Source organism: Fulvimarina pelagi HTCC2506 (genome assembly GCF_000153705.1).
Lineage (GTDB): Bacteria > Pseudomonadota > Alphaproteobacteria > Rhizobiales > Rhizobiaceae > Fulvimarina > Fulvimarina pelagi.
Map to the genome: position 1 here is coordinate 1,914,889 of NZ_DS022272.1, position 21,769 is coordinate 1,936,657.

Genomic DNA, 21,769 nt, shown 5'->3' on the forward strand with positions numbered 1-21,769 from the left:
GATAGTCTAAAAATCGCCGCAACCGCATCCGGGAGTGAATGATCACTTGATCGCAATTCTCCGCACCGCGTTCTGTGTCAGCGCGGCTCTTCTGTCGTTCGTGGCTGCGTTCCTTTTTTTCACAGTCATCACAGCTAACGGCACGACGAGCTTTCACATCGTTCAGACCGGTCTTCTGCTGATCTGCTGTGGATGGCTCGCGTGGGGTTTCATGACCGCCTGCTTCGGGATGGCCTCAGCCCTGAGCAGCCCTTCCCGCAATCTACGTAGCCATCATCAGCCGGCCTCGACCACCGCGATCCTTATTCCAGTTTATAACGAGGACGCTCCGTCCGTATGTGCCCGGGTCGCCGCGATGACCGAGGGCCTGCGCAAAGCCGGTCGTCTCGAGTCGTTTCATTTCTACATTCTCAGCGATTCTACAAAGCCCGAAGCCGTCGAAGCCGAAGAGCGAGCCTATACGCTCGTCTTGCGCAAGCTAAAGCTTGCAGGGCGCCTCTTTTATCGACATCGGACCAAAAACATCGGGCGCAAGGCCGGAAACATCGCCGATTTCGTGACCACCCATGGGGGAGCTTACCCCTATATGCTCGTGCTCGACGCCGATAGCCTGATGGTCCCCGAGACCATCCTCGAAATGGTCGCGCGCATGGACGATCAGCCAGATCTGGCGCTGTTGCAGTCGCAACCGCTCATCATCAATCGCCGCACCGTCTTCGGCCGAGCCTTGCAATTTTCCGCCGCGATCTTCTCCCCCATCTTTTCCCGCGGACTTGCTTCGCTGCAAGGGCGCGAAGGACCGTTCTGGGGCCACAACGCGATGATACGTACGCGTGTGTTCGCGGCCCATTGTGGTCTTCCGAGTCTGCCGGGCAAGCCCCCTCTGGGTGGTCAGATCCTGAGCCACGACTACGTCGAGGCCGCGCTTCTCGCGAGAGCGGGCTATGTCGTTCGTGTCGATCCGGACCTGCCAGGATCTTTCGAGGAAGCGCCTGCCAACGTCATCGAGTACGCCAAGCGCGATCGGCGCTGGTGCCAGGGCAATCTTCAACATGGGTGGCTGCTCGCGGCGCGCGGGTTCAAGACGTGGAATCGGATCCAACTCGCCGCAGGGATCATGGCCTATCTCGCCTCCCCGATCTGGCTAATGTTCCTAGTGGTCAGTCTGGTCGACCCGATCATCGCGCCGGAACCCAACTATTTCCCGGCTGACTCGCTGTTCCCAGTGTTCCCTAAACCCGAGACACAGAAGGCACTGCTGCTACTCTTCGGTATATTCGTGCTGCTGCTTCTGCCGAAGACCCTCATTACGTTTGCATCGGCCTTCTCACATCGGCGCAGAGCATTCGGGGGTACTGTTCGGGTCGTTGCAGGCGCTACGTTCGAGCTCGTGCTGACATCGCTTCTTGCACCAGTCACGATGATGATGCAGTCGAAGGCGATAGCCGAAATTCTGGTCGGTGCCGATTCCGGCTGGCCTGCCACCGATCGCGAGGACCAAGGCGTCTCGCTCGGAACAGCATTTTTGGCAAGTTGGTGGATGGTGTTCGCTGGCGGCGCCGTACTCTACGCGGCCTACCATTACGCGCCGGAGATTCTGCTTTGGACGCTGCCGATCGCCGTGCCGCTGGTAATTGCCCCGCTGCTCATTTCGGTCACGGCTAGCCCGCGTTTGGGGGATGCGGTCAACCGGATCGGCCTGTTCCGGACCCCGTTCGAGTTGGATCCCCATCCCGTCATCCTGTCGGCCGATCGCTGGCGCGAGGAATTATCGGCCGGACCGGAATGGGATGCTCAAAAAAAAGCCGCGATCAAAGCGGCTAGCGAAGGCGGCGTCACTGCTATCCCCTCCCCGCCTGCCGCATCGAAGAACTCATGACGATAGTCGCCCCAAAACCTGTCACTGCTCGAGACAACCGGATCGATTTCTGGCGTGGCGTCGCTCTCATCATGATCTTCGTGAATCATGTGCCGGGCACTTTCTGGGAAAGCTACACCTCGCGCAACTTCGGCTTCTCGGATGCTGCGGAGCTTTTCGTCTTCCTCGCAGGATTTGCCGCCGCTTTCGCTTACGGCCGCCCCTTTCTCGCCGGACAGAGGCTGTTTGCAACGGTCAAAGCGTTTCGACGCGCCGGGACACTGTTCCTTGTCCAGATGACTTTGACAGTGCTCACGATCGGTCTCTTTGCCTGGGCCACGCTCGCCTTCGGTGAAGGCGAGATGATGCACCGGATGAACCTCGCTGCACTTCTGGATGAACCGCTCGAAGCCTATTTCGGATTGGCAAGCTTCGGGCATCAGTTCGGCTATGTGAATATCTTGCCGCTTTATATCGTGCTTCTGCTGATGGTGCCGCTCCATCTCTGGCTCGCTTCGATCAGTCGCGAACTCATGCTGGGTTCGGCGATTGCGCTATGGGCGTCGTCCTGGCTCTTTTATCTCAACATCCCGGCCTTTCCGAACCCAGGCGGCTGGTTCTTCAATCCGATCGCATGGCAATTGATATTCGCAGCAGGCCTCTACGGTGGGCTGCGAAAGGCCGATGGCAAACCATCCGTTCCCTACAGACCGTGGCTTCTCGGGCTCGCGCTCGCCTATCTGCTGTTTGCCTTCGTCACCACGCGTTACGGCCTTTGGTTCCTGATCTACGGCCTCGACCCGCTGCCGCCGGCGATCGCCAGCCTCGACAAGACTTTCGCGGCCGTGCCACGCGTCCTGCACGTTCTGGCCCTCGCCTACGTCTTCGCAAATGCCGTTAGCCATTCGCCCTTCGCGAAGATCAGCCGTGAGAACATCGTCGCGGCCATGGGCCGACACTCGCTACCCATCTTCGCCTTCGGCACGATGCTGTCACTCGTCTGTCAGGTCATCAAGTTCGGGCGTGAACAGGACTTCGTCTTCGACACTGGCCTTCTCCTGGTCGGACTTGCGCTGCAGTTCGCACTGGTTCAGTGGCTGGAATGGTGGGGTACCTATCAGAAGACAATGGCAAAGAGTCGCGAGGCGAAGGTCGCGCCGAGTATTGCGAGCCGGACCGATGGTCTGCAGCCCCAAACCGTACAGGCGTCCTATCCGAAGAAGGTCGCGACGCGATGATGATTTTGATGCTTGTCGCCCGCCAGCGTTTGGTTTAGGCGGTGGGGCTGGCCGGGCCTGTAGCTCAACTGGTTAGAGCCGGCGGCTCATAACCGCTTGGTTGGGGGTTCGAGTCCCTCCGGGCCCACCAGAATGGCGTCCCTTGTGAATCCAGCGAACGCACTCAGCCCCTCACCAGGATCGTTCCTGTGACCTCGATCCCAAAGCCGGTCAGACCGACATAGGCACGTTCGTGACTAGCGATTTCGCGGATCGATCGGATCTGGAGATCGCGCAGGATTTGCGCCCCAAGGCCGACCTCACGCCAGCGTTTCCGCCGCGAGATCGCCGACTGGTGTTTCTCGCCGTCGGCATGGTCGATAACAGTGTCGCCGAGATCGAATTCATCGACCTCCGGTGTCCGCAAAAGCATCAGCACGCCGTGTCCGAGCTTGCCGATCTCGTCGACTGCGATCTCTACCCAGGTTTTCGTGTCGCGCGTGCGGCCGAAAAGGTCCGTCACCGGCTGTTCCCGATGGATGCGGACCGGAACGCCCTCCCCTTCCCTTACGTCGCCGAAGACCGCAACCACATGCTGCAGATCGTCGAACGGGGTCTCATAAATCCGGATCTGCCCGGTCAGCCCACCGATTGTCATCGTCTCTTCGCGCACCGCCTTCACGAAGGATTCGCGACGCACGCGCCAGGCGATCATGTCCTCGATGGATACGATCTTCAGCCCATGCGCTCGGGCGAACGGCACAAGTTCCGGCAGGCGCATGACCGTCCCGTCGTCGTTGACGACCTCGGCCAGTACGCCGACTTCGGGGAGGCCGGCCAGCCGTGCAAGATCGGTTCCAGCCTCAGTGTGCCCGGAGCGTATGAGAACGCCTCCGTCGCGGGCAATGAGCGGGAACATGTGCCCCGGCCGCAGGAAATCGGAGCCTGCTGCATTGTCGTTCGCGAGTGCGCGCGCGGTGTTGCAACGCTCGTCAGCCGAGATGCCGGTGGTCATACCATGCTTGTAGTCGACCGAGACCGTAAATGCGGTACGCATTGGATCGAGATTGTTGGCGACCATCGGCGGCAGATTAAGCTTTTCGGAGCGCTCGCCTGTCATCGGCACGCAGATGATGCCGCTCGTATAGCGGATCATGAAAGCCATGTTCTCCGGCGTCGCCTTGGACGCCGCCATGATGAGATCACCCTCGTTCTCCCTGTCGGCGTCGTCCACCACGACGACGAGTTCGCCGTTGCGGATCGCTGCAATCGCATCCTCGACCTTGTCGAGTGTCAGATCGGTCTCGCTCATCGTCCAGCCAACCTCATACTTTGCCGATCAAAACGCCGGCCCTTAGGTGAATCGCATCAGACGGCCGGTTTAGTCGGTTTCGCCATGGATTTGAATGGTCCGATCACCGGACTGATGTTCGTGGCGCTCGCGAAGCCCTCGCGCGTAAGTGACCGCAACAGGACGCATGCTTACAAATCGTTACGCCGCTACAACGCTTCTGCCGTATAACCGGTGGGTGTATCGTGTCCGTCTGCGGCGGGCCGAAGCTTCTAATCACCAAAATTCGCCATACGGACCTCAATGCTTTCGTTTCTCAAACAGATCGTGGTTACGGCCTTAATACTTACCCTCGGGCTTGCCGGACTGATCTGGGTGAAGCCGGAAATAGGTCGAACGATCCTAGCATGGGATATCCCCTACAAGGACACGCTTCGCCAAGGCGTCGCGATGATCGCACCGGAGGCTGCTCAACCGGCTCCCGAACAGGCGCAAGGTCCCGGGCGCGGCTCCTTCGGCGGCGGCGGCACCACTCCCGCGATCGCATCACCGGTGACGCTGGAAGCGAGCCGCACCGATCTGAAGACCCTCGCGAGCGCCGAGGCGATCCGCTCCGTGACCGTCGTCCCGGACAATACATCTGGCGTCATCGAGGAAGTTCTGGTGTCGTCGGGGCAACAGGTGAGCGCCGGGCAGTCCTTGGTGCGGCTCGAGAGTTCGACCGAGGCCGTAGCAGTCGATCGCGCTTCACTCACGGTCCAGGCCGCCGAGGACAAACTCTCGCGCTTCCAGCAGCTGCGCCAGCGCAACGCCTCGACGAATGTCGAGGTGAGCGATGCCGCACGGGAACTGGATTCAGCCCGGCTTGACCTGCGCGAGGCGCGAATCGCTCTTTCAAAACGGGAAATCCGCGCGCCGATCGACGGGCGCATCGGCATCGTCCAGGTGGAGCGCGGCAGCCTCGTTGAAGAGTCCACAGAAATCGCGACCATCGATGCACGCGATCAGCTGAAGCTCGTCTTCTTCACCCCGGAACGCTACCTAACCGATATCGATATCGGTACCGATCTCACTGCCGTGCCGGTCGCTCGGCCCGATCAGACCTACGAAGGCGAAATCGCGGCGATCGATAGCCGGGTTGCCGAAGACAGTCGCACGGTTCGCACCGAAGGCGTCATCGTTAATCGCGATGACCGGTTAAGGCCGGGTATGTCCTTCACCGTCACAGTTGCTCTCGACGGCGAGACCTATCTCGCGACCGATCCGCTCGCTGTCGTCTGGGAGCGTAGCGGCCCCTTCGTCTGGGTGGTTCGTGACGACAGGGCCGGGAAGGCGCCGGTCAGGATCGTGCAGCGCGATATCGACCGGGTTCTTGTCGTCTCGAATGCTCTCGAAGACGGTGACCTCGTAGTCGTCGAAGGCATTCAATCGATGCGAGAGGGGCTCGATCTGGATGTCGAGGTTCGCGATGTCGCTCCCAGTGCGGAGATGAGCCAAGCCGACCGACCGATTGTCGCGGCCGAAGCGAACCCGACCGAGGATGTCGGTGCGGCATCGTCAGACGGTGAGGACCAGTCGCGGAGCGTTGAGAGCGGACGCGAGCGCAGCGGCGTACCGGTCCCCGAAACCGCTGATCGGAGCGGATCGTGAGCGAGACGAAAGACAAACCGAGCGCGCTCGGCAGCTTCGCCGCGCTCGTCGTCACCCGGCCGGTGCTGACGATCGTATTGAACCTTCTCATCGTGGTCGCGGGCCTAGCGGCCTTCAACGCGGTCGAGGTACGCGAGCTTCCCAACGTCGACCGGCCGGTGGTCACCGTGGAGGTCGAATTCGAAGGCGCCTCGCCCGAAACGGTCGACCGCCAGCTCACCAGCCAGCTCGAAAGCGCGGTCTCGCGGGTTTCCGGCATCTCGTCGATTTCCTCCCAATCGGAATTCGGCGAGTCTCAGGTCACGATCGAGTTCAACGATACGGTCGATCTCAACGTCGCCGCCAGCGACGTGCGTGACGCGGTCGGCCGCATAGCCGACAACCTGCCTGAGAACGCGGAAAACCCGGAAATCGTCAAGGCTGATGCCGATGCGCAGGCGATCATGCGCCTCGCAGTCACCGCACCAGGCATGAACATCGAGGACCTGACGACACTGGTCGACGACCGCATCGAGGATCAGCTGTCGGCGGTGGAAGGCGTTGCCGCCCTGCGGGTCTACGGCGAGCGCGAACGCCAGATCTTCGTCGACGTCCAGCCCGACCGGCTAGCGACCCGCGGCCTGACCGTCGGCGACATCGCGACCTCCCTCGCCAACGCCAATCTCGACGTTCCTGCCGGCCAGTTGGAATCGACCTCCCAGTCGCTGATCGTCCGTGCAGACGCCAATATCTCCACTCCCGAGGAATTCGAGGCGATCTATCTCAACGGCCTTACCCGGCTCGGCGACGTCGCGAGCGTGCGCTTCGGACCGGACGACGCGGCGACCGCGCTACGCGTGACCGGAACGACCGGAATCGGCCTCGCGATCATCCGCCAGGCCGGCTATTCGACCCTGGAGATTTCCGATGCCGTGCGGGCTGAGGTCGACCGCCTCAACGCCTCGCTGCCCGACAGCGTTTCCATGCAAGTCACCAGCGACGACGCGATCTTCATCAACGGCGCGATCTCGGAGGTTCAGTTCACACTGATCCTCGCCGTAATGATCGTGACCGGTGTCATCTTCCTATTCCTGCTCAATATCCGAGCGACACTGATTCCGGCAGTCACCATGCCGATTGCACTGATCGGCGTTGTCGCCTTCATTTACATGGCAGGCTTCTCGATCAACATCCTCAGCCTGCTCGCCCTCGTCTTGGCAACTGGCATGGTCGTCGACGACGCGATCATCGTTCTGGAAAACATCGTGCGCCGACGCGACATGGGTCTTGCGCCACGGGCGGCGGCAGTTGTCGGCGCGCGCGAAATGTTCTTCGCTGTCGTCTCAACCACCGCGACGCTCGCCGCGGTCTTCGTGCCGATTTCGTTTCTGCCCGGTCAGGCCGGCGGTCTCTTCCGTGAATTCGGCTACGTGCTGGCGGCGGCGGTGACGATCTCGTCCTTCATCGCGCTCACGCTCTGCCCGATGATGGCGGCGTTCCTGCTTAAGGACCTCTCGCGGCGGCGGCGGCCCAACATCTTCACGCACTCCGTCCAAGGCATCGGCGGATGGCTTGCGAGCCTTTACCGGATCAGCCTGCGGCGCGCCCTGATTTATCCGCTTGCGACCGTCGGCAGCGCCGTTCTGTTCTCGGCCGCAGCCTATCTCAGCTTCCTTCAGCTGCCACAGGAACTGACGCCGCCAGAAGACCGCGCCGTCGTCCTCCTGCGTATGTCTGCGCCCCAGGGCGCGAGCCTCGACTACACCAATGCCCAGATGCGCAAAGTGGAGTCGATCCTGACACCCTATGTCGACAGCGGCGAAGCCGACAATGTCTTCGCGATTTCCGGTTTCGGCGGCTCTAATTCAGGCTTTATGGTGCTCTCCCTCGTCGGCTGGGACGAGCGGGTGCGTGGCCAGGGCGAAATCGTCTCAGAGATCAATGGCAATCTGCGATCGATCCCCGGCGTGCGGGCTTTCGCGATCCAGCCCAATTCGCTCGGCATTCGCGGCGGCGGCGAAGGCCTTCGCTTCGCAGTCGCCGGCCAGGAGTTCGCCGCCCTTGCCGACACCGCCGACGCTATCGTGACCGCGATGGAGGAAGATGGCCGTTTCGGCCGGGTGCGGCTCGGCTCGGAAGCCACCCAGCCGCAGCTTTCCGTCTCCATCGATCGCGAGCGCGCGTCCGATCTCGGCATCGAGATCGACGGCCTTGCGACCGCGATCCAGGCGCTGCTTGACGGGCGCCGGATCGGCCAAACCTATGTTGCCGACAAGGAAGTGCCAATCCGACTTATCGCCTCGACCGATCCGATTAACGATCCGGGCGATCTGGAAAACGTCTTCGTCAAGGCGGGTGATGGGCGAATCGTGCCGATCTCGACCATCGCCAGTATCTCGGAAGAAGCGGTCGCGCCCGAGCTCACTCGCGAGAACCGCGCCCGCGCTGTTTCGATCTCGGCCGACCTTCCGCAAGGCATGGCAATGCAGGACGCATGGGTCGACGTACAGGCCGTCATCTCAGACTATCTTGAACCGAACCAGCGCCTTGTTCCGCTTGGCGAACTTGCAACTATCGGCGAAACGAATAGCGGTCTTGCCCTGGTGTTCGCCTTCGCCATCGTGGTTATTCTGCTCGTTCTGGCGGCGCAGTTCGAGAGTTTCATTTCTGCGTTGATCATCATCGCGACCGTGCCGCTTGGAGTTGCCTGCGCGGTCTTCGCACTCGAATTTTTCGGCACGACACTCAATCTCTACAGCCAGATCGGGCTTGTGCTTCTCGTCGGCATCATGGCGAAGAACGGCATTCTCGTAGTCGAATTCGCCAACCAACTGCGCGAGGAAGGAAAGAGCGTGCGTGAAGCCGCCGAGCAGGCCGCAACCATCCGTCTGCGCCCCGTCATGATGACCATGATTGCAACCGTCGTCGGAGGCCTACCGCTGGTACTTTCCTCCGGTGCCGGCGCCGAGGCCCGCCAAGCACTTGGGGTCGTCATCGTCGGCGGCCTCGGCCTCGCAACTATCTCGACGCTTTACCTGACGCCGGTTGCCTACCTTCTCCTCGGTCGCTTCTCGGCACCCAATGCGGAGCGCGCCGCGAGGCTGGAGAACGACCTTCGCGCGGCGGAAACCCAGATGGTGCCGGGGGAGTAGGCGACGGGATGGGTGCGGTGACTAGATGCGAGACGGCCATAAACTCCGCACTTCGTCATCCTCGGCCACCGTGCCGAGGATCCAGGCCGGACTCTCCGCTCGGCTTCCAGACTATGACCACGTCAAATCCGCGCCGCAGGGCCTGCGCTGGACTCTCGGGACGGAGCCCGAGAGTGACGGAGCATGGAATGGAAACGGGAAGTCGACGTCGATCCACCGTGAATCGCTAATGGAAGCACCAGCATATCGGTGCCGTTTCGCTCGAAAATTCTGCGCTCATCGTACGAAGTGAGAGGGCATCGAGTGGTAGCTTCTCTTCGGTGCAGAGTTCTTCGAGGAAGCGGGACGCCTCATGCTCCTCCTCGACAGGAAAGTCCACCAGAACGTCGGAAAAAGGGAAACGGCACCGGCAATAACCGCCGATGCTACTCAATTCATGTCGAACGGATGCCGCCGATCAGTCCTCGTGGACCATCACGATCGTGCCCAGCGGGGGCAAGCTTAGTGAGATCGAATAGGGACGGCCGTGCACCGAGTGCTCTTCGGCTTCCTTGCCGCCCATATTGCCGACATTGGAGCCCCCATAAACCTCCGCATCCGTATTGAGGCGCTCGGTCCAAGTGCCGGCCTTCGATACGCCGACGCGATAGTCGTGGCGCGGTACCGGCGTGAAGTTGCAGACGATCAGCACCGTGCGCCCAGCTCTGTCCTTGCGGGCATAGGCAAGGATGCTTTGTTCGACGTTGGCTGTGTCGACCCATTCGAAACCGGCTGGCTCGCAGTCCAGCTCGTGCAAGGCAGGGATTTCCCGATACATTCGGTTGAGATCGCGCACGAGCGTTTGCAAACCCTTATGCCGGCTGCCCTCCTCTTCGACCAGATGCCAGTCGAGAGACTGATCGTGGTTCCATTCGCGCCACTGGCCAAATTCCTGACCCATGAAGAGCAGCTTCTTACCGGGATGGGTCCACATAAACCCGTAATAGGCGCGCAGGTTCGCAAACTTCTGCCACTCGTCGCCCGGCATCTTCTCGATCATCGATCCCTTGCCGTAGACGACCTCATCGTGGCTGATCGGCAGGACGAAGTTTTCAGAATAGGCGTAGACCATGCCGAAGGTCATGTGGTGGTGGTGGTAGCGCCGGTTGATCGGATCTTCCTGCATGTAATGCAGGGTGTCGTGCATCCAGCCCATGTTCCACTTGAAGTGGAAACCAAGACCGCCGGCATAGGTCGGGCGCGAGACGTCCGGGAAAGCTGTCGATTCCTCGGCGTGGGTCGACGCCTTGGGAAAATACTCACCGACGCGTTCGTTGGTATCCTTCAGGAACGCCATGGCCTCCAGATTTTCGCGCCCTCCATGGATATTCGGCTCCCACTCGCCATCATTGCGCGAATAGTCGAGGTAAAGCATCGAAGCGACAGCATCGATCCGCAAACCGTCGATATGAAACTGATCCAGCCAGTAGAGGCCATTTGCGACGAGGTAGTTTTTTACCTCGGGCCGGCCGTAGTCGTAGATCAGTGTGTTCCAGTCCTTGTGAAAGCCGCGGTTCGGGTTCGGGTGCTCGTAGATCGGTCGCCCGTCGAAGAGGCCCGGTCCATGTGAATCGGTCGGGAAGTGGCCCGGCACCCAATCGACCAGAACGCCGATGCCCTTCTGGTGCATCGTGTCGACGAGACGAGCAAATCCTTCCGGCGAGCCGTAGCGGGAAGACGGCGAGAACATGCCGATCGGCTGATAACCCCAAGAGCCGTAAAACGGATGTTCGGAGACCGGCATCAGCTCGACATGGGTGAAGCCCATCTCTTCGACATATGTCGCCAACTTCTCGGCGATCTCGTCATAGTCGAGGAAGCGATTTTCCGATCCGCGCTGCCAGGAACCAAGATGGACTTCGTAGATCGCGATCGGCTTCTCACGGTTCTGCCAGCCGGCCGAATGGGACTGGAACGCCTGGTCTTTCCATTCGTGCTGGACCAGCCCCTGCACCACAGAGGCGGTGGAGGGTGCGAGTTCCTGCCGGAAGCCGACAGGATCGGCCTTCAATGGCTGCATCGCGCCGTCTGGGCCGATCACCTCGTACTTGTAGATCTCGCCCTTACCGATATGGGGGATGAAGAGTTCCCACACCCCGCATTCGTGACGCTTACGCATGACCGAACGCCGGCCATCCCAGGAGTTAAAGTTGCCGACGACGGAAACGCGCCGGGCATTCGGTGCCCAAACCGCAAAGGCAGTGCCCTTCACGCCGCCATTGTCCATCGGATGGGCGCCGAGCTTCTCGTACATCCTGTAGTGATTGCCTTCGGCGAGGAGATAGACGTCCTGTTCACCGAGGATCGGCCCGAAGCGGTAAGGATCTTCCTCTTCCCACGCTTCATCCTTGTGGGTGTAGCGCATGTGGTAGGGCGTCTGGGCGGTCAATCCCGGCACGAAACCCGAATAGAACTCCTCAGGCCCAAACTGTTCCAGCTGCCCGAGTTCCCTACCGGCAGCGTCGACCACGGTGGCGCTATGCGCCCCCGGCCGATAGACACGGACGATCGAGCCACCTTCGACCTCGAACCGGCCGAGGATGGCAAATGGGTCGCCGTGAACGCCGCGCCCGATTTCCCAGGCTTGGCTTTCATCGGGCCGATGGTCGATCCCGGGAGCGTTTGTGGTCGAGCTCATTTCAAAACCTGTCTTTTCTCGAGAAGCGCGATGATGCCGCGGAGCGGAATCGACAGCCATGCCGGACGCATGGCGGCCTCATAGCGCAGTTCGTAGAATGCCTTTTGGAGGACGAAGAGGTCGAGCAGCTGCCCCATCGCATCGTCGTCAAGCGAAATGCCGGAAGCTGTGCTCCAATGCTGGAGGAAATCCTCGGTGACCTCGTCACGCCACGCCAGCGACATCTCGCGCAGGCGTTCCGCCGTCTGTTCGTCCACCGGGCCGGCGCGGTCTCGTGCGGCGAAGGCGGCGTAGTCGAACGAACGAATCATACCGGCGACGTCGCGCAGCGGCGAAAACTTCTCGCGCCGCTCGTCCAGCGTACGGCCCGGCTCGCCTTCGAAATCGAGGATGACGACGTCGTTCTTCGCGACCAGCACCTGGCCGAGATGATAGTCGCCATGGATGCGGATCTTGTGGGCACGCACTTTCAGCCCGCCGAACCGATCGAACCAGGTGAGGATGTCCTTCTCTGCCGAGACCAGACGATCGACCGCCTCGATCTCGTCGGACGGCAGATGCGGCTTTGCCTCTCGCAGGATGTCGAGCGCTTCCTTCGCCTCAGCCTTGGCTTCACCGACGAGCTTCATGTAGCGCTCGTCATCGAAGGGTTCCGGGTCGAAAGCTTCGTCACCCGTTACTGTTGAAAGGGCGGCATGCATCTCACCGGTCCGCCGACCGAGCACTTCGCCCGGATCGATCTGGATCATAAGTTGCTGCTCGGCTGCCGCTTCTTCGCCCTGAACGCCAGTGCCCTCGCCCTGATGGATGTAGGCGTGGTCGCGCAGATAACGGGATAGCGCATCGACGATCACCGTCCAGGCATCGCCCTGGTTCTGTATCTGCTCGAAAAGAGCGGCAATCGCGGTTCGGGTACCATCCTCACGGACGAGTTCGATCGAACCGTAAAGAGCGGGTGCAGCATCGAAATCCGTCTTCTCTGTGAGGAAGCGGGTGACCTCCAGTTCCGGCTGGATACCGTCGCGCAGCCGGCGGTAATATTTGAGGATCGCCTGAGCACCGATCATGACCGAGGTGTTCGACTGCTCGCCGGTAAGAACCCGGATCGCATCCGTATCGACGAGAAGCGATTGAGAAAGCCCCTCCTTCTCGGTCTTGGAGGCCTCGACAACGAGCTCGCCGCCGACGAGATCGATATTGGTGTCGGCCGCGATCAGCGAAACGACGATCTTGGCGAATTCTCCGCTGCGCGTGCCGTCGACCAGCGCCCCGATCTTCGGGCCCTGCCGGACCTTCGCCACCGTATAGGGCAAATTCGGTTCCTGGGTGCTTAGATTGTGCTCGCCCCAATTGACGGAGAGCGGCATGAGGTAACGCTGCTCGCCATCTTTCGCGGGCACGACCACCTCGGTGAAGAGGTGGCGCTTCGCATCGGGCGTCGGCGGGCCGAGAACCTTCATGTCGACGCGTCGCGGATGCTCCGACTTCGCTGCGAACCAGCGCTGATTGCCGACGAATTCGGGCAGTACAGTCTTCAGTTCGGTGAGATTGCGGCCACCGATCGTCGACTGGAGATCGCCGGGCGCAACCAGCGTCGAGAAGGCCGGTAGAGGCGTCGGAGCGTCGATCCGATTGGTGGACGGCGCTGCAGAGAGGTCGAACCAGAAGAAGCCATAGGCCGGCAGCGTGAGCATGTAGGGGAGCTCACCGATTTGCGGGAAGGCCGAAAGACCGAGCATCTCGACCGGGGTCGAGCCCGCGTGCCTGGACAGATCCAGTTCGACGGCCTGCGCCGACGAGGACAGATTGGCGACGATCAGCACCTTCTCGTCGCCGAACTCGCGCAGGTAAGCGAGGATCTTGCGGTTCGACGGCAAGAGAAAATCGATCGTGCCGCGCCCGAACGCCTCCTTCGTGCGACGCACCTGGATCAGCCGGCGCACCCAGTTGAGCTGCGAAGCCGGATTCTTCGACTGCGCCTCGACGTTGAGCGCCTGATAGCCGTAGATCGCGTCCTGAATGACCGGCAGATAAAGCCGCTGCGGATCGGCGCGGGAAAAGCCCCCGTTACGGTCGGCGGACCACTGCATCGGAGTACGAACACCGTCGCGATCGCCGAGATAATAGTTGTCGCCCATGCCGATCTCGTCGCCGTAATAGACGACAGGCGTTCCGGGCATCGACATCAAAAGCGCGTTGAGAAGCTCAACCTTGCGTCGGTCGTTGCCCATGAGAGGCGCAAGCCGGCGTCGGATCCCGAGATTGATACGAGCGCGGGAGTCGGCGGCATAGGTCGACCAGAGATAGTCGCGTTCCTCCTCGGTGACCATTTCGAGCGTCAGCTCGTCATGGTTCCGAAGGAAGATCGCCCACTGGCAGTTCTCCGGAATCTCCGGCGTCTGCCGCATGATATCGGTGATCGGGTGCCGATCTTCCTGAGCGACCGCCATGTACATGCGCGGCATCAGCGGAAAGTGAAACGCCATATGGCATTCGTCGCCCTCGCCAAAATAGGGACGCGTGTCCTCCGGCCACTGGTTCGCCTCGGCGAGAAGCATGCGATCGGGATAGTGCTCGTCGAGATCGGCGCGGATCGCCTTCAGCACGTCATGAGTTTCGGGCAGATTCTCGTTGTTCGTCCCCTCCCGCTCGACGAGGTAGGGGATCGCGTCGAGCCGCAGGCCGTCGACGCCTTTGTCGAGCCAGAAGTGCATTACCGAGAGCACCTCTTCCATCACCTTCGGATTGTCGAAGTTGAGGTCGGGCTGGTGCGAGAAGAAGCGGTGCCAGAAATATTGCTGGGCGACCGGGTCCCAGGTCCAGTTCGACGTTTCGGTGTCGGTGAATATGATGCGGGTGAGATCGTAGCCCTTATCGTCGTCCGCCCAGACGTAGAAGTCGCGTTCGGGTGAGCCCTTCGGCGCATGCCGGGCTGCCTGGAACCAGGGATGCTGGTCCGATGTATGATTAATCACCAGCTCGGTGATCACCTTCATGCCGCGCTTGTGTGCTTCCTCGATCAGCCGCTCGACATCCTCGATAGTGCCGTAGGATGGATTGACCGATCGATAGTCGGAGATGTCGTAACCGTCGTCGCGCAGAGGAGAGGGATAGAACGGCAGCAGCCAGATCGCCGTAACCCCCAGTTCCTGGATGTAGTCGAGCTTCGAAAGAAGGCCGGGAAAATCGCCGACACCGTCGCCGTTCGTGTCGGCGAACGTCTTGACGTGCAGTTGGTAGATGATCGCATCCTTGTACCAGTCCGGGGCGTCTGGATCGATTCCGCCCGAAGGGTCGAGCGCTGCGGCGGTGACGATTTCATTCATCGAGCAAGAGGTCTTTCGAGCGTTCTTGAGGATCGTTGCGCGAAGGGTCGGATACCGGACGGACCGGCGTCGAGGCGTCAGGCCGAACTCAGCTTGAAGACGGCGTAAGGGCATTCGGATGGGTCCAGCCACCAGTGCTGAACCTTGCCGTGCCAAGCGACAACCTGCCCGCTGGCCAAATTCTCCGCCTGGATCAGACCGTCGTCGCCCATGCCGAACTCCCAGAGCGGAACCTCGAAATGGCCACCCTGTGGGTGGTGCGGGTCGAGGTTGACCATAATGAGGAGATAGGACGAGCGGTCTGCTGTGCGCTTGCCGTAATAGAGCACCTGATCGTTCCAGAAATTGAAGAACGCGAGTGACCGAAAGTCCTGCATCGCGGGCTCGTTGTTCCGAAGCCGGTTGAAGAAGGCGATGTCGTCGCGGATGTTCCCTTCAGCCTTCCAGTCAAAGGCACGGATCTCGTACTTTTCGGAATTGAGATATTCCTCCTTGCCCGGTACGGGCAGGAATTCGCAAAGCTCGAAACCCGAGTAGACGCCGTAGTTGCCGCCGAGCGACGCGGCGAGCGCCAGCCGCGTGCGAAACCCCGGCCGACCGGACGTCTGGAGATAGATCGGGTTGATGTCCGGCGTGTTCACGAAGAAGTTCGGCCGCATGTATTCGGCGCATTCCTCGGTGGTAAGCTCCGTCAGATATTCCTGCAGCTCCCACTTCTTGTTCCGCCAGGTGAAGTAGGAATAGGACTGGTTGTAGCCCACCTTCGCGAGGCGCTTCATCACCTTCGGCCGCGTGAAGGCTTCGGCGAGAAAGATCACGCCCGGATCGACCTTACGGATTTCCGCAATGACCCATTCCCAGAACGGGAACGCTTTCGTGTGTGGGTTATCGACCCGGAAGATGCGCACGCCCTTTTCCAGCCAGAACAGGAAACTGTCGCGCAGCTCGTACCAGAGCGTTGGGAGAGCCCCGCGATAGAAGTGTACGTTGACGATGTCCTCGTATTTCTTCGGCGGGTTCTCGGCGAACTTGATCGTCCCGTCAGGCCTCCAGTCGAACCATTCTGGATGCTCCTTGATCCACGGATGATCTGGCGAGCACTGGATGGCGTAGTCGATAGCAATCTCAAGGCCATGCTCCTTCGCCTTCGCAATCAGGCGTGCAAGGTCCTCGAAACTACCGAGTTCGGGATGGAGCGCATTGTGCCCGCCCTCGGGCGAGCCAATCGCATAAGGGCTGCCCGGATCGCCTTCGTCAGGCGTCAGAGTATTGTTCTTGCCCTTCCGGTTCGTCTTGCCGATCGGGTGGATCGGCGGGAAATAAAGGACGTCGAAACCCATTTCCTGGATGTCCGGCAAGCGCTTCTCGACATCGGCGAAGGTGCCGTGCCGCCCCGGATCGCCGGATTGGGATCGTGGGAAGAGTTCGTACCAAGCGGAGAAGGCGGCCACCGTCCGGTCGACCCAGACCGGAATATCGCCGGGAAAGCGCGAAAGGTTCGTCCTGTTGCCAGCCCGTTCAAGGAGCGCGATCGTTTCTGCGTTCATCATCAGCGAATATTGAGCTGTGGAATCGCCGTGCCCCGCCGCCTTTTCTAGCCGCTCGTGCAGTGTGACGAGCGCTTTCTGGTCCGCCTTGCTCCCGCGACCGGAGTTTTGTGCCGCTTTGACGAGCTCGCGCGCTTCAGTGAGTTCGAGATCAGTCAGCTTGCCGGCATCAAGCTTCTTCTTCGCCTCGTCCCGCCACGTCGCGTAAAGATCGCGCCAAGCGATGATCGAATAGCGATATGGGCCGGGCTGCTCGAACCGGATTACCGCTTCCCAGCGATCGTTGACTAGAAAGGTAAGCGGCGTCTCGGTCCAATTGCTCGCACCAGCCCCGCCATAGACGACGGCGGCCGCGATCTTGTCGTGACCGTCGGAGAAGACGTCGGCCGAAATTGTCAGGTCCTCGTTCTCGACCCGCTTCACCGCAAAACGCCCGCCGTCGATCATCGGCGTGACCCCTTCGATTGCGAGCCGGTTTTCGGCCAGCTGCATAAGGTCGGCTTCGAACGGGCTCTTCATGGGCACTTCGGCCTTCTTCGCCTTCCTTTTTTTGGGTTCGGACGTTTTCGCTTCAACCATGGGCGATGCCTTCCGATTGCCGTTTCGAGGGAACGAGACCTACGCCGGCCTACGAAAGCCGGACATCGAAGATTGTTGAGAAGGGATAGGCGCGCGCCGCCCCATGTCCAGCGGTTGCGGCCGCTTTAATCCTCGCGACAGCCACGACAGGACGAACGCCGTTCGACCGAACCGGGTTCTGCCGGGTTCCAAGTCGCAAGACGAGGCGCGTTCAGCTTGCAGCCGATCTAACGACGACCTGGCGCTGCTCGCCAAGGCCGCCGATGCCGAGCGTGAGAATATCGCCCTCCCTCAGAAACTGCGGCGGCGTCATACCGGCGCCTACCCCCGACGGAGTTCCTGTGGTGATCACATCGCCGGGCTCGAGGATCATGAATTTGGAGAGGTAGGAGACGATGAATGCCGCCGAAAAGAGCATGTCACGTGTCGTCCCGCGCTGCCGGATCTCGCCGTTAACGCTCAGCCACAGGTCGAGCTGTTGTGGGTCGCCCAACCGGTCGGGCGTGACGAGCCAGGGCCCGAGCGCGCCGGTTCGCGGCGAACTCTTGCCCTTGATGAACTGGCCACCGCGCTCTTTCTGGAAGGCGCGTTCGGAGACATCGTTACACAGGCAGAAGCCGGCAACATGGTTCATCGCCTCCGTTTCATTGATGTTATAGGCCCGCTCGCCGATGACCACCGCGAGTTCGACCTCCCAGTCGAGCTTCGTCGATCCCGGCGGTATCGGTAGTTCGTCGTGCGGACCGCATATCGAGGAGGGCGCCTTCGAAAAGACCAGCGGCTCGACCGGCAGATCAGCACCGGTTTCCGCAGCATGATCCGCATAGTTGAGCCCAATCGCGATAAAGTGACCGACGCGGGCGATTGGCGCACCGAGCCGATGGGAGGGGTCGATCTTCGGTAAGCTCTTCGGATCGATCGCCGCGAGCCGCTTGAGGCTGTGACGTGACAGGTTGTTGCCGGATAGGTCTTCGATTTCCATCGAAAGGTCTCGAATGACCTGCTCGTCGTCGATGAGCCCGGGCTTCTCGGCGCCCATCTCCCCATATCGCAGCAAGCGCATGAAATTCTCCCCGCCTGAACTCTCGTCGGTTTTTCCAGTCCCGCACGAGACACATTGCACGGCGACGGCTTCAGTCCAGCGCTTTTCGAACAAAAAGAACCGCTTAGAGCTAGCCCACACATGCGCGTTGGCGGAGAAACCGAGCGCTACGCGCTTGACCAAAGCGCAAAAATGGCGGCTAGATTTTCAACAATGTTCAAAGGAGGCCGTTCACCTGCTGTTCAGGTCTTGGAGCGCTTTGTCGAGCTCTCCCTTGGATGAGGAAATCCGATGTCTTTCTTGAAAGCCTTCAGCGTCAAGATCCTGGCGCTGACCCTCGCCTTTTCGCTCGCTCCCGCGACGATCCCCGCTGGCGTCTCTCTCCCGGGTATCAGCGTAACTGCGGCTAAGGCCGACCCCTATTATCGTCATTACCGCGGCGGACACTACTATCGCGGCGATCGCTACTATCGCGGCCCACGGCACTATCGCGGCCACCGCCGCTATGGTCATCGCCGCCATCGTGGCGGCAATGCAGCGGCCGCGGCAGTCATCGGCGGAATCGTCGGCCTCGGACTTGGCGCCGCGCTCGCCAGCCAGCCGCGCTATTACGAACCGCGCCCCGTTTACCGTACCCGCCCTGTGGCTCGCAGCTATGGCGGTGCACCACGTCCGTGGACTGGAGCCTGGTATCGTTACTGCGCAGCCCGATATCGCTCGTTCGACGCCCGCTCGGGCACGTTCCAGCCCTATCACGGCCCGCGTCAGCTCTGCCGGTAAGCGGTGGACCGAGTGCCCGAGACACAAAGCGCCGCCGACCCGAAAAGGTCGGCGGCGTTTTCGCTTCACGTCGATAGAGAGCACCTACCCTGCCGGGTCACGCCCGATGCGTTTGAACCAGGCATCCTCGTCGATTACTTCGATACCCAATTCAGAAGCCTTGCTCAGCTTCGAGCCGGCTCCAGGCCCAGCCACGACCAGATCGGTCTTATTCGAGACAGAACCCGAAACTTTCGCACCAAGCCCTTCCGCCATCTCCTTTGCCGCCTCCCGCGTCATCTTCTCGAGCGAACCGGTGAAGACGATTGTGAGCCCGGAGACGGGCGAGTCGTTTGAGGCGACCGCCGTCATCCGCTCGTTCGTTGTCGAAACGCCTGCCTTCAGCAGGGCATCGACGGCCTGTCGATTGTGATCCTCGGCAAAGAAATTGATCAGCGACTGGGTTGCCACCGTACCGATGTCGCTATCCGTCGTGAGGTTTAGATAGGCCTGAGTGGGCGCCGTTTGCTTCGCCTCCAGTATCGCCGCGCGGATACGCGAGGCATCGCCATAGCGCTCCTTCAGGCTCTTGCGCCGCGTGACGTTCAGACCTGCCGCAGGATCGCGCGTAGGGTCGTATGTCTCTTCATTCAGCTTCGATTGATCGAGGTCGAGAATCTGCTCGAAGCTCTTTTCGCCGATACCTTTTAGCGCCGAGAGTTCGATCCATGCCGAGCCGGGCTTGCCTTTCTCAGCTGCATCCACCCCTCCGATCAAGGCCGCGACATCGGAGAAGTGGCGGGCAAGCGCCTTCGCCGTCGTTTCGCCGACATTGGGTATTCCAAGACCGAAGATGAAACGCTCAAGCGGAAGAGTTCGGCGCGCGTCTATCCCGTCGAAGATGTTCTGAGTGCTCTTGGTGTAGTCGTAGGCCCGATCGTCCCCGCGCACCTTCGGTTCGCGCCCCTCAGCCCGCGCCGCCTCGTCCTCGGCCGCCTCCCTCTCGCGGCGGGCAGCCAGGGCCCGCTCTTCGAGAAGCGCCTTCATCTTCTCAAAATCGAGGGTGAAGATATCGGCTGGCTGGCGCACGAGGCCTTCATCGAACAACGCCTCGACCAGCGTTTCGCCGAGCCCCTCGATATCGAATGCGGAGCGCGACACGAGATGCTTCAGCCCTTCGCGTCCCTGGGCCGGGCAGGTAAGGCCCGCTGTGCAATGGCGCTTGGAATCGGGACGCCCAGTGCGCGGGTTCATCTCGCGTACGGCGTTCGAGCCGCAGACTGCGCAGTGAGTCGGGAAGACAAACGGCTTCGCACCCGCCGGTCGCTTCTCAGCGACGACATCGATGATCTGCGGAATGACATCGCCGGCCCGCTGAATGACGACCGTGTCGCCGATGCGAATGTCGAGCCCGCTCGGCCGAATGGTCTCGCCATCGGCGTCTATCCCGGCGATATAATCTTCATTGTGAAGCGTCGCGTTGGAGACGACGACCCCGCCGACAGTCACCGGCTCCAGCCGTGCGATCGGGTTGAGCGCACCGGTGCGCCCTGTGGTGACATCGATGCCCTTGAGGACAGTCGTTGCCTTCTCCGCCGCGAACTTGTGGGCGATCGCCCACCGCGGAAAGCGCGAGACGAAGCCGAGATCCTTCTGCAATCTCAGATCGTCGACTTTATAGACAACGCCGTCGATATCGTAACCTAAACTCGCCCGGTTCTCCTCGATCCGGCGATAATGCTCGATCAGCGCGTCGATGGTCTCGAAGCGCTGCATGAGTTCGTTGACTGGAAACCCAAACTTGCCGATCGCTGCGACGACCTCGCTCTGCGTCTCGCCCGGCACCTCGCTCGCCTCGCCCCAGGCGTAAGCGAAAAAGCGCAAGGGCCGTGACCGCGTGACCTCCGCATCCTTCTGGCGCAGCGAGCCGGCGGCCGCATTGCGCGGATTGGCAAAGCGCGGTTTGCCGGCCGCTTCCTGGCGCTCGTTGAGCGCGGCAAAATCCGCATGAGCCATGTAAACCTCGCCACGGACCTCGAAGACTTTCGGCGCGCGGTCGATCCGCACCGGGATGTCATCGACCGTTCGTGCGTTTGGGGTTACATCCTCCCCGACCGTCCCATCTCCTCGCGTCGCGGCGGTTTCCAGTTCTCCGTTCACATAGCGAAGCGACAGAGAGAGACCGTCGATCTTCGGCTCAGCCGTGATGCCCAGTCCGTCGGTGTCCTGGAGCTTCGCGATACGCCGAACGCGCTTGGCGAAGTCAGCGACGTCTTCTTCGGTGAAGGCGTTGTCGAGGGAAAGCATCGGCACGGCATGGCGTACCTTGGCGAACGTCGTCGAGGGCGCGGCGCCGACGCGCTTCGACGGCGAATCGGCGCGGATCAGCGCAGGAAACCGCGCCTCGATGGCGGTATTCCGACGCCGCAGAGCGTCATAGTCTGCATCGGAAAGCGTCGGCGCGTCGTCGCCGTAATAGGCCCGGTCGTGCTCGGCGATCTCCCGGGCGAGTCGCTCCAGCTCTGACGCAGCTTCCGTTTCGTCCAGGTTCTCGACCGGTGTTTCGGCCATTCTCCGCGCTGCTCCTGCTCGATCTCGATGGGAACCCTCCCATATCGCACTCGAAAGGAAAGGCGAATGGCTTGGCGTCTCACGCCTGCATCCTTCCTTGCCGCGGCGCGGTCCCCATTTT

At 61.2% G+C, this 21,769-nt stretch carries 11 protein-coding genes and 1 tRNA gene; 6 read left to right on the forward strand and 6 right to left on the reverse strand.

Annotated elements, in window-relative coordinates; genetic code table 11:
* Positions 1 to 46: 46 nt before the first annotated feature.
* The 3 genes from mdoH (at position 47) to FP2506_RS08920 (ending at position 3,226) form a co-directional block, all read left to right on the forward strand.
* Positions 47 to 1,879 carry a glucans biosynthesis glucosyltransferase MdoH gene (gene mdoH, locus FP2506_RS08910; RefSeq protein ID WP_244404150.1) on the forward strand — a complete coding sequence of 611 codons (1,833 nt, stop codon included), beginning with the start codon at positions 47 to 49 and terminating at the stop codon, positions 1,877 to 1,879.
* Positions 1,876 to 3,096: an OpgC family protein gene (locus FP2506_RS08915; RefSeq protein WP_007067124.1), complete on the forward strand. Its 1,221-nt coding sequence runs from the start codon at positions 1,876 to 1,878 to the stop codon at positions 3,094 to 3,096. Before mdoH ends, FP2506_RS08915 begins: the two co-directional genes overlap by 4 nt.
* Before the next feature lie 53 nt (positions 3,097 to 3,149).
* Positions 3,150 to 3,226: transfer RNA gene (locus tag FP2506_RS08920), tRNA-Ile, on the forward strand.
* 33 nt (positions 3,227 to 3,259) lie between these two features.
* Here FP2506_RS08920 and ribB read toward each other — a convergent pair.
* The gene (gene ribB / locus FP2506_RS08925; protein WP_007067125.1) at positions 3,260 to 4,387 is read right to left on the reverse strand and encodes a 3,4-dihydroxy-2-butanone-4-phosphate synthase; all 1,128 of its coding nucleotides are present in this window, start codon (positions 4,385 to 4,387) and stop codon (positions 3,260 to 3,262) included.
* Positions 4,388 to 4,669: 282 nt separating this feature from the next.
* On the opposite strand from ribB, the gene FP2506_RS08930 reads away from it, so the two are divergent.
* The gene (locus FP2506_RS08930) at positions 4,670 to 6,016 is read left to right on the forward strand and encodes an efflux RND transporter periplasmic adaptor subunit (protein ID WP_007067126.1); all 1,347 of its coding nucleotides are present in this window, start codon (positions 4,670 to 4,672) and stop codon (positions 6,014 to 6,016) included.
* Positions 6,013 to 9,147 (forward strand): efflux RND transporter permease subunit, encoded by a 3,135-nt coding sequence (locus tag FP2506_RS08935; protein ID WP_007067127.1) that lies wholly within the window; start codon positions 6,013 to 6,015, stop codon positions 9,145 to 9,147. The genes FP2506_RS08930 and FP2506_RS08935 overlap by 4 nt, the downstream gene beginning before the upstream one ends.
* Positions 9,148 to 9,604: 457 nt before the next feature.
* Here FP2506_RS08935 and glgB read toward each other — a convergent pair whose 3' ends face one another.
* The 4 genes from glgB to FP2506_RS08955 all read right to left on the reverse strand — a co-directional run bounded on the left by glgB (position 9,605) and on the right by FP2506_RS08955 (position 18,339).
* Positions 9,605 to 11,824: a 1,4-alpha-glucan branching protein GlgB gene (gene glgB / locus FP2506_RS08940; protein ID WP_007067129.1), complete on the reverse strand. Its 2,220-nt coding sequence runs from the start codon at positions 11,822 to 11,824 to the stop codon at positions 9,605 to 9,607.
* Entirely contained in the window at positions 11,821 to 15,150 is a 3,330-nt protein-coding gene (treS, locus tag FP2506_RS08945) for a maltose alpha-D-glucosyltransferase (RefSeq protein ID WP_007067130.1), read from the reverse strand. Before treS ends, glgB begins: the two co-directional genes overlap by 4 nt.
* Positions 15,151 to 15,227: 77 nt before the next feature.
* The gene (locus FP2506_RS08950) at positions 15,228 to 17,276 is read right to left on the reverse strand and encodes an alpha-1,4-glucan--maltose-1-phosphate maltosyltransferase (protein WP_202814188.1); all 2,049 of its coding nucleotides are present in this window, start codon (positions 17,274 to 17,276) and stop codon (positions 15,228 to 15,230) included.
* A gap of 211 nt (positions 17,277 to 17,487) precedes the next feature.
* Complete coding sequence (locus FP2506_RS08955; protein WP_040489044.1) at positions 17,488 to 18,339, reverse strand: fumarylacetoacetate hydrolase family protein; 852 nt, start codon at positions 18,337 to 18,339, stop codon at positions 17,488 to 17,490.
* 270 nt (positions 18,340 to 18,609) lie between these two features.
* Here FP2506_RS08955 and FP2506_RS08960 point away from each other — a divergent pair, with 270 nt between their 5' ends.
* Entirely contained in the window at positions 18,610 to 19,098 is a 489-nt protein-coding gene (locus tag FP2506_RS08960; RefSeq protein ID WP_007067134.1) for a BA14K family protein, read from the forward strand.
* A gap of 84 nt (positions 19,099 to 19,182) precedes the next feature.
* Here the strand turns inward: FP2506_RS08960 and ligA are convergent, their stop codons facing one another.
* Positions 19,183 to 21,648, reverse strand: a complete 2,466-nt coding sequence (ligA, locus tag FP2506_RS08965; protein WP_007067135.1) for an NAD-dependent DNA ligase LigA — start codon at positions 21,646 to 21,648, stop codon at positions 19,183 to 19,185.
* Between the last annotated feature and the right edge of the window lie 121 nt (positions 21,649 to 21,769).

Coding starts and splice junctions, on each gene's coding strand:
- FP2506_RS08930 (WP_007067126.1), top strand. CDS start 4,670: ATGCTTTCGTTTCTCAAACAGATCGTGGTTACGGCCTTAATACTTACC.
- FP2506_RS08915 (WP_007067124.1), top strand. CDS start 1,876: ATGACGATAGTCGCCCCAAAACCTGTCACTGCTCGAGACAACCGGATC.
- ribB (WP_007067125.1), bottom strand. CDS start 4,387: ATGAGCGAGACCGATCTGACACTCGACAAGGTCGAGGATGCGATTGCA.
- treS (WP_007067130.1), bottom strand. CDS start 15,150: ATGAATGAAATCGTCACCGCCGCAGCGCTCGACCCTTCGGGCGGAATC.
- FP2506_RS08960 (WP_007067134.1), top strand. CDS start 18,610: ATGTCTTTCTTGAAAGCCTTCAGCGTCAAGATCCTGGCGCTGACCCTC.
- glgB (WP_007067129.1), bottom strand. CDS start 11,824: ATGAGCTCGACCACAAACGCTCCCGGGATCGACCATCGGCCCGATGAA.
- FP2506_RS08955 (WP_040489044.1), bottom strand. CDS start 18,339: ATGCGCTTGCTGCGATATGGGGAGATGGGCGCCGAGAAGCCCGGGCTC.
- ligA (WP_007067135.1), bottom strand. CDS start 21,648: ATGGCCGAAACACCGGTCGAGAACCTGGACGAAACGGAAGCTGCGTCA.
- FP2506_RS08950 (WP_202814188.1), bottom strand. CDS start 17,276: ATGGTTGAAGCGAAAACGTCCGAACCCAAAAAAAGGAAGGCGAAGAAG.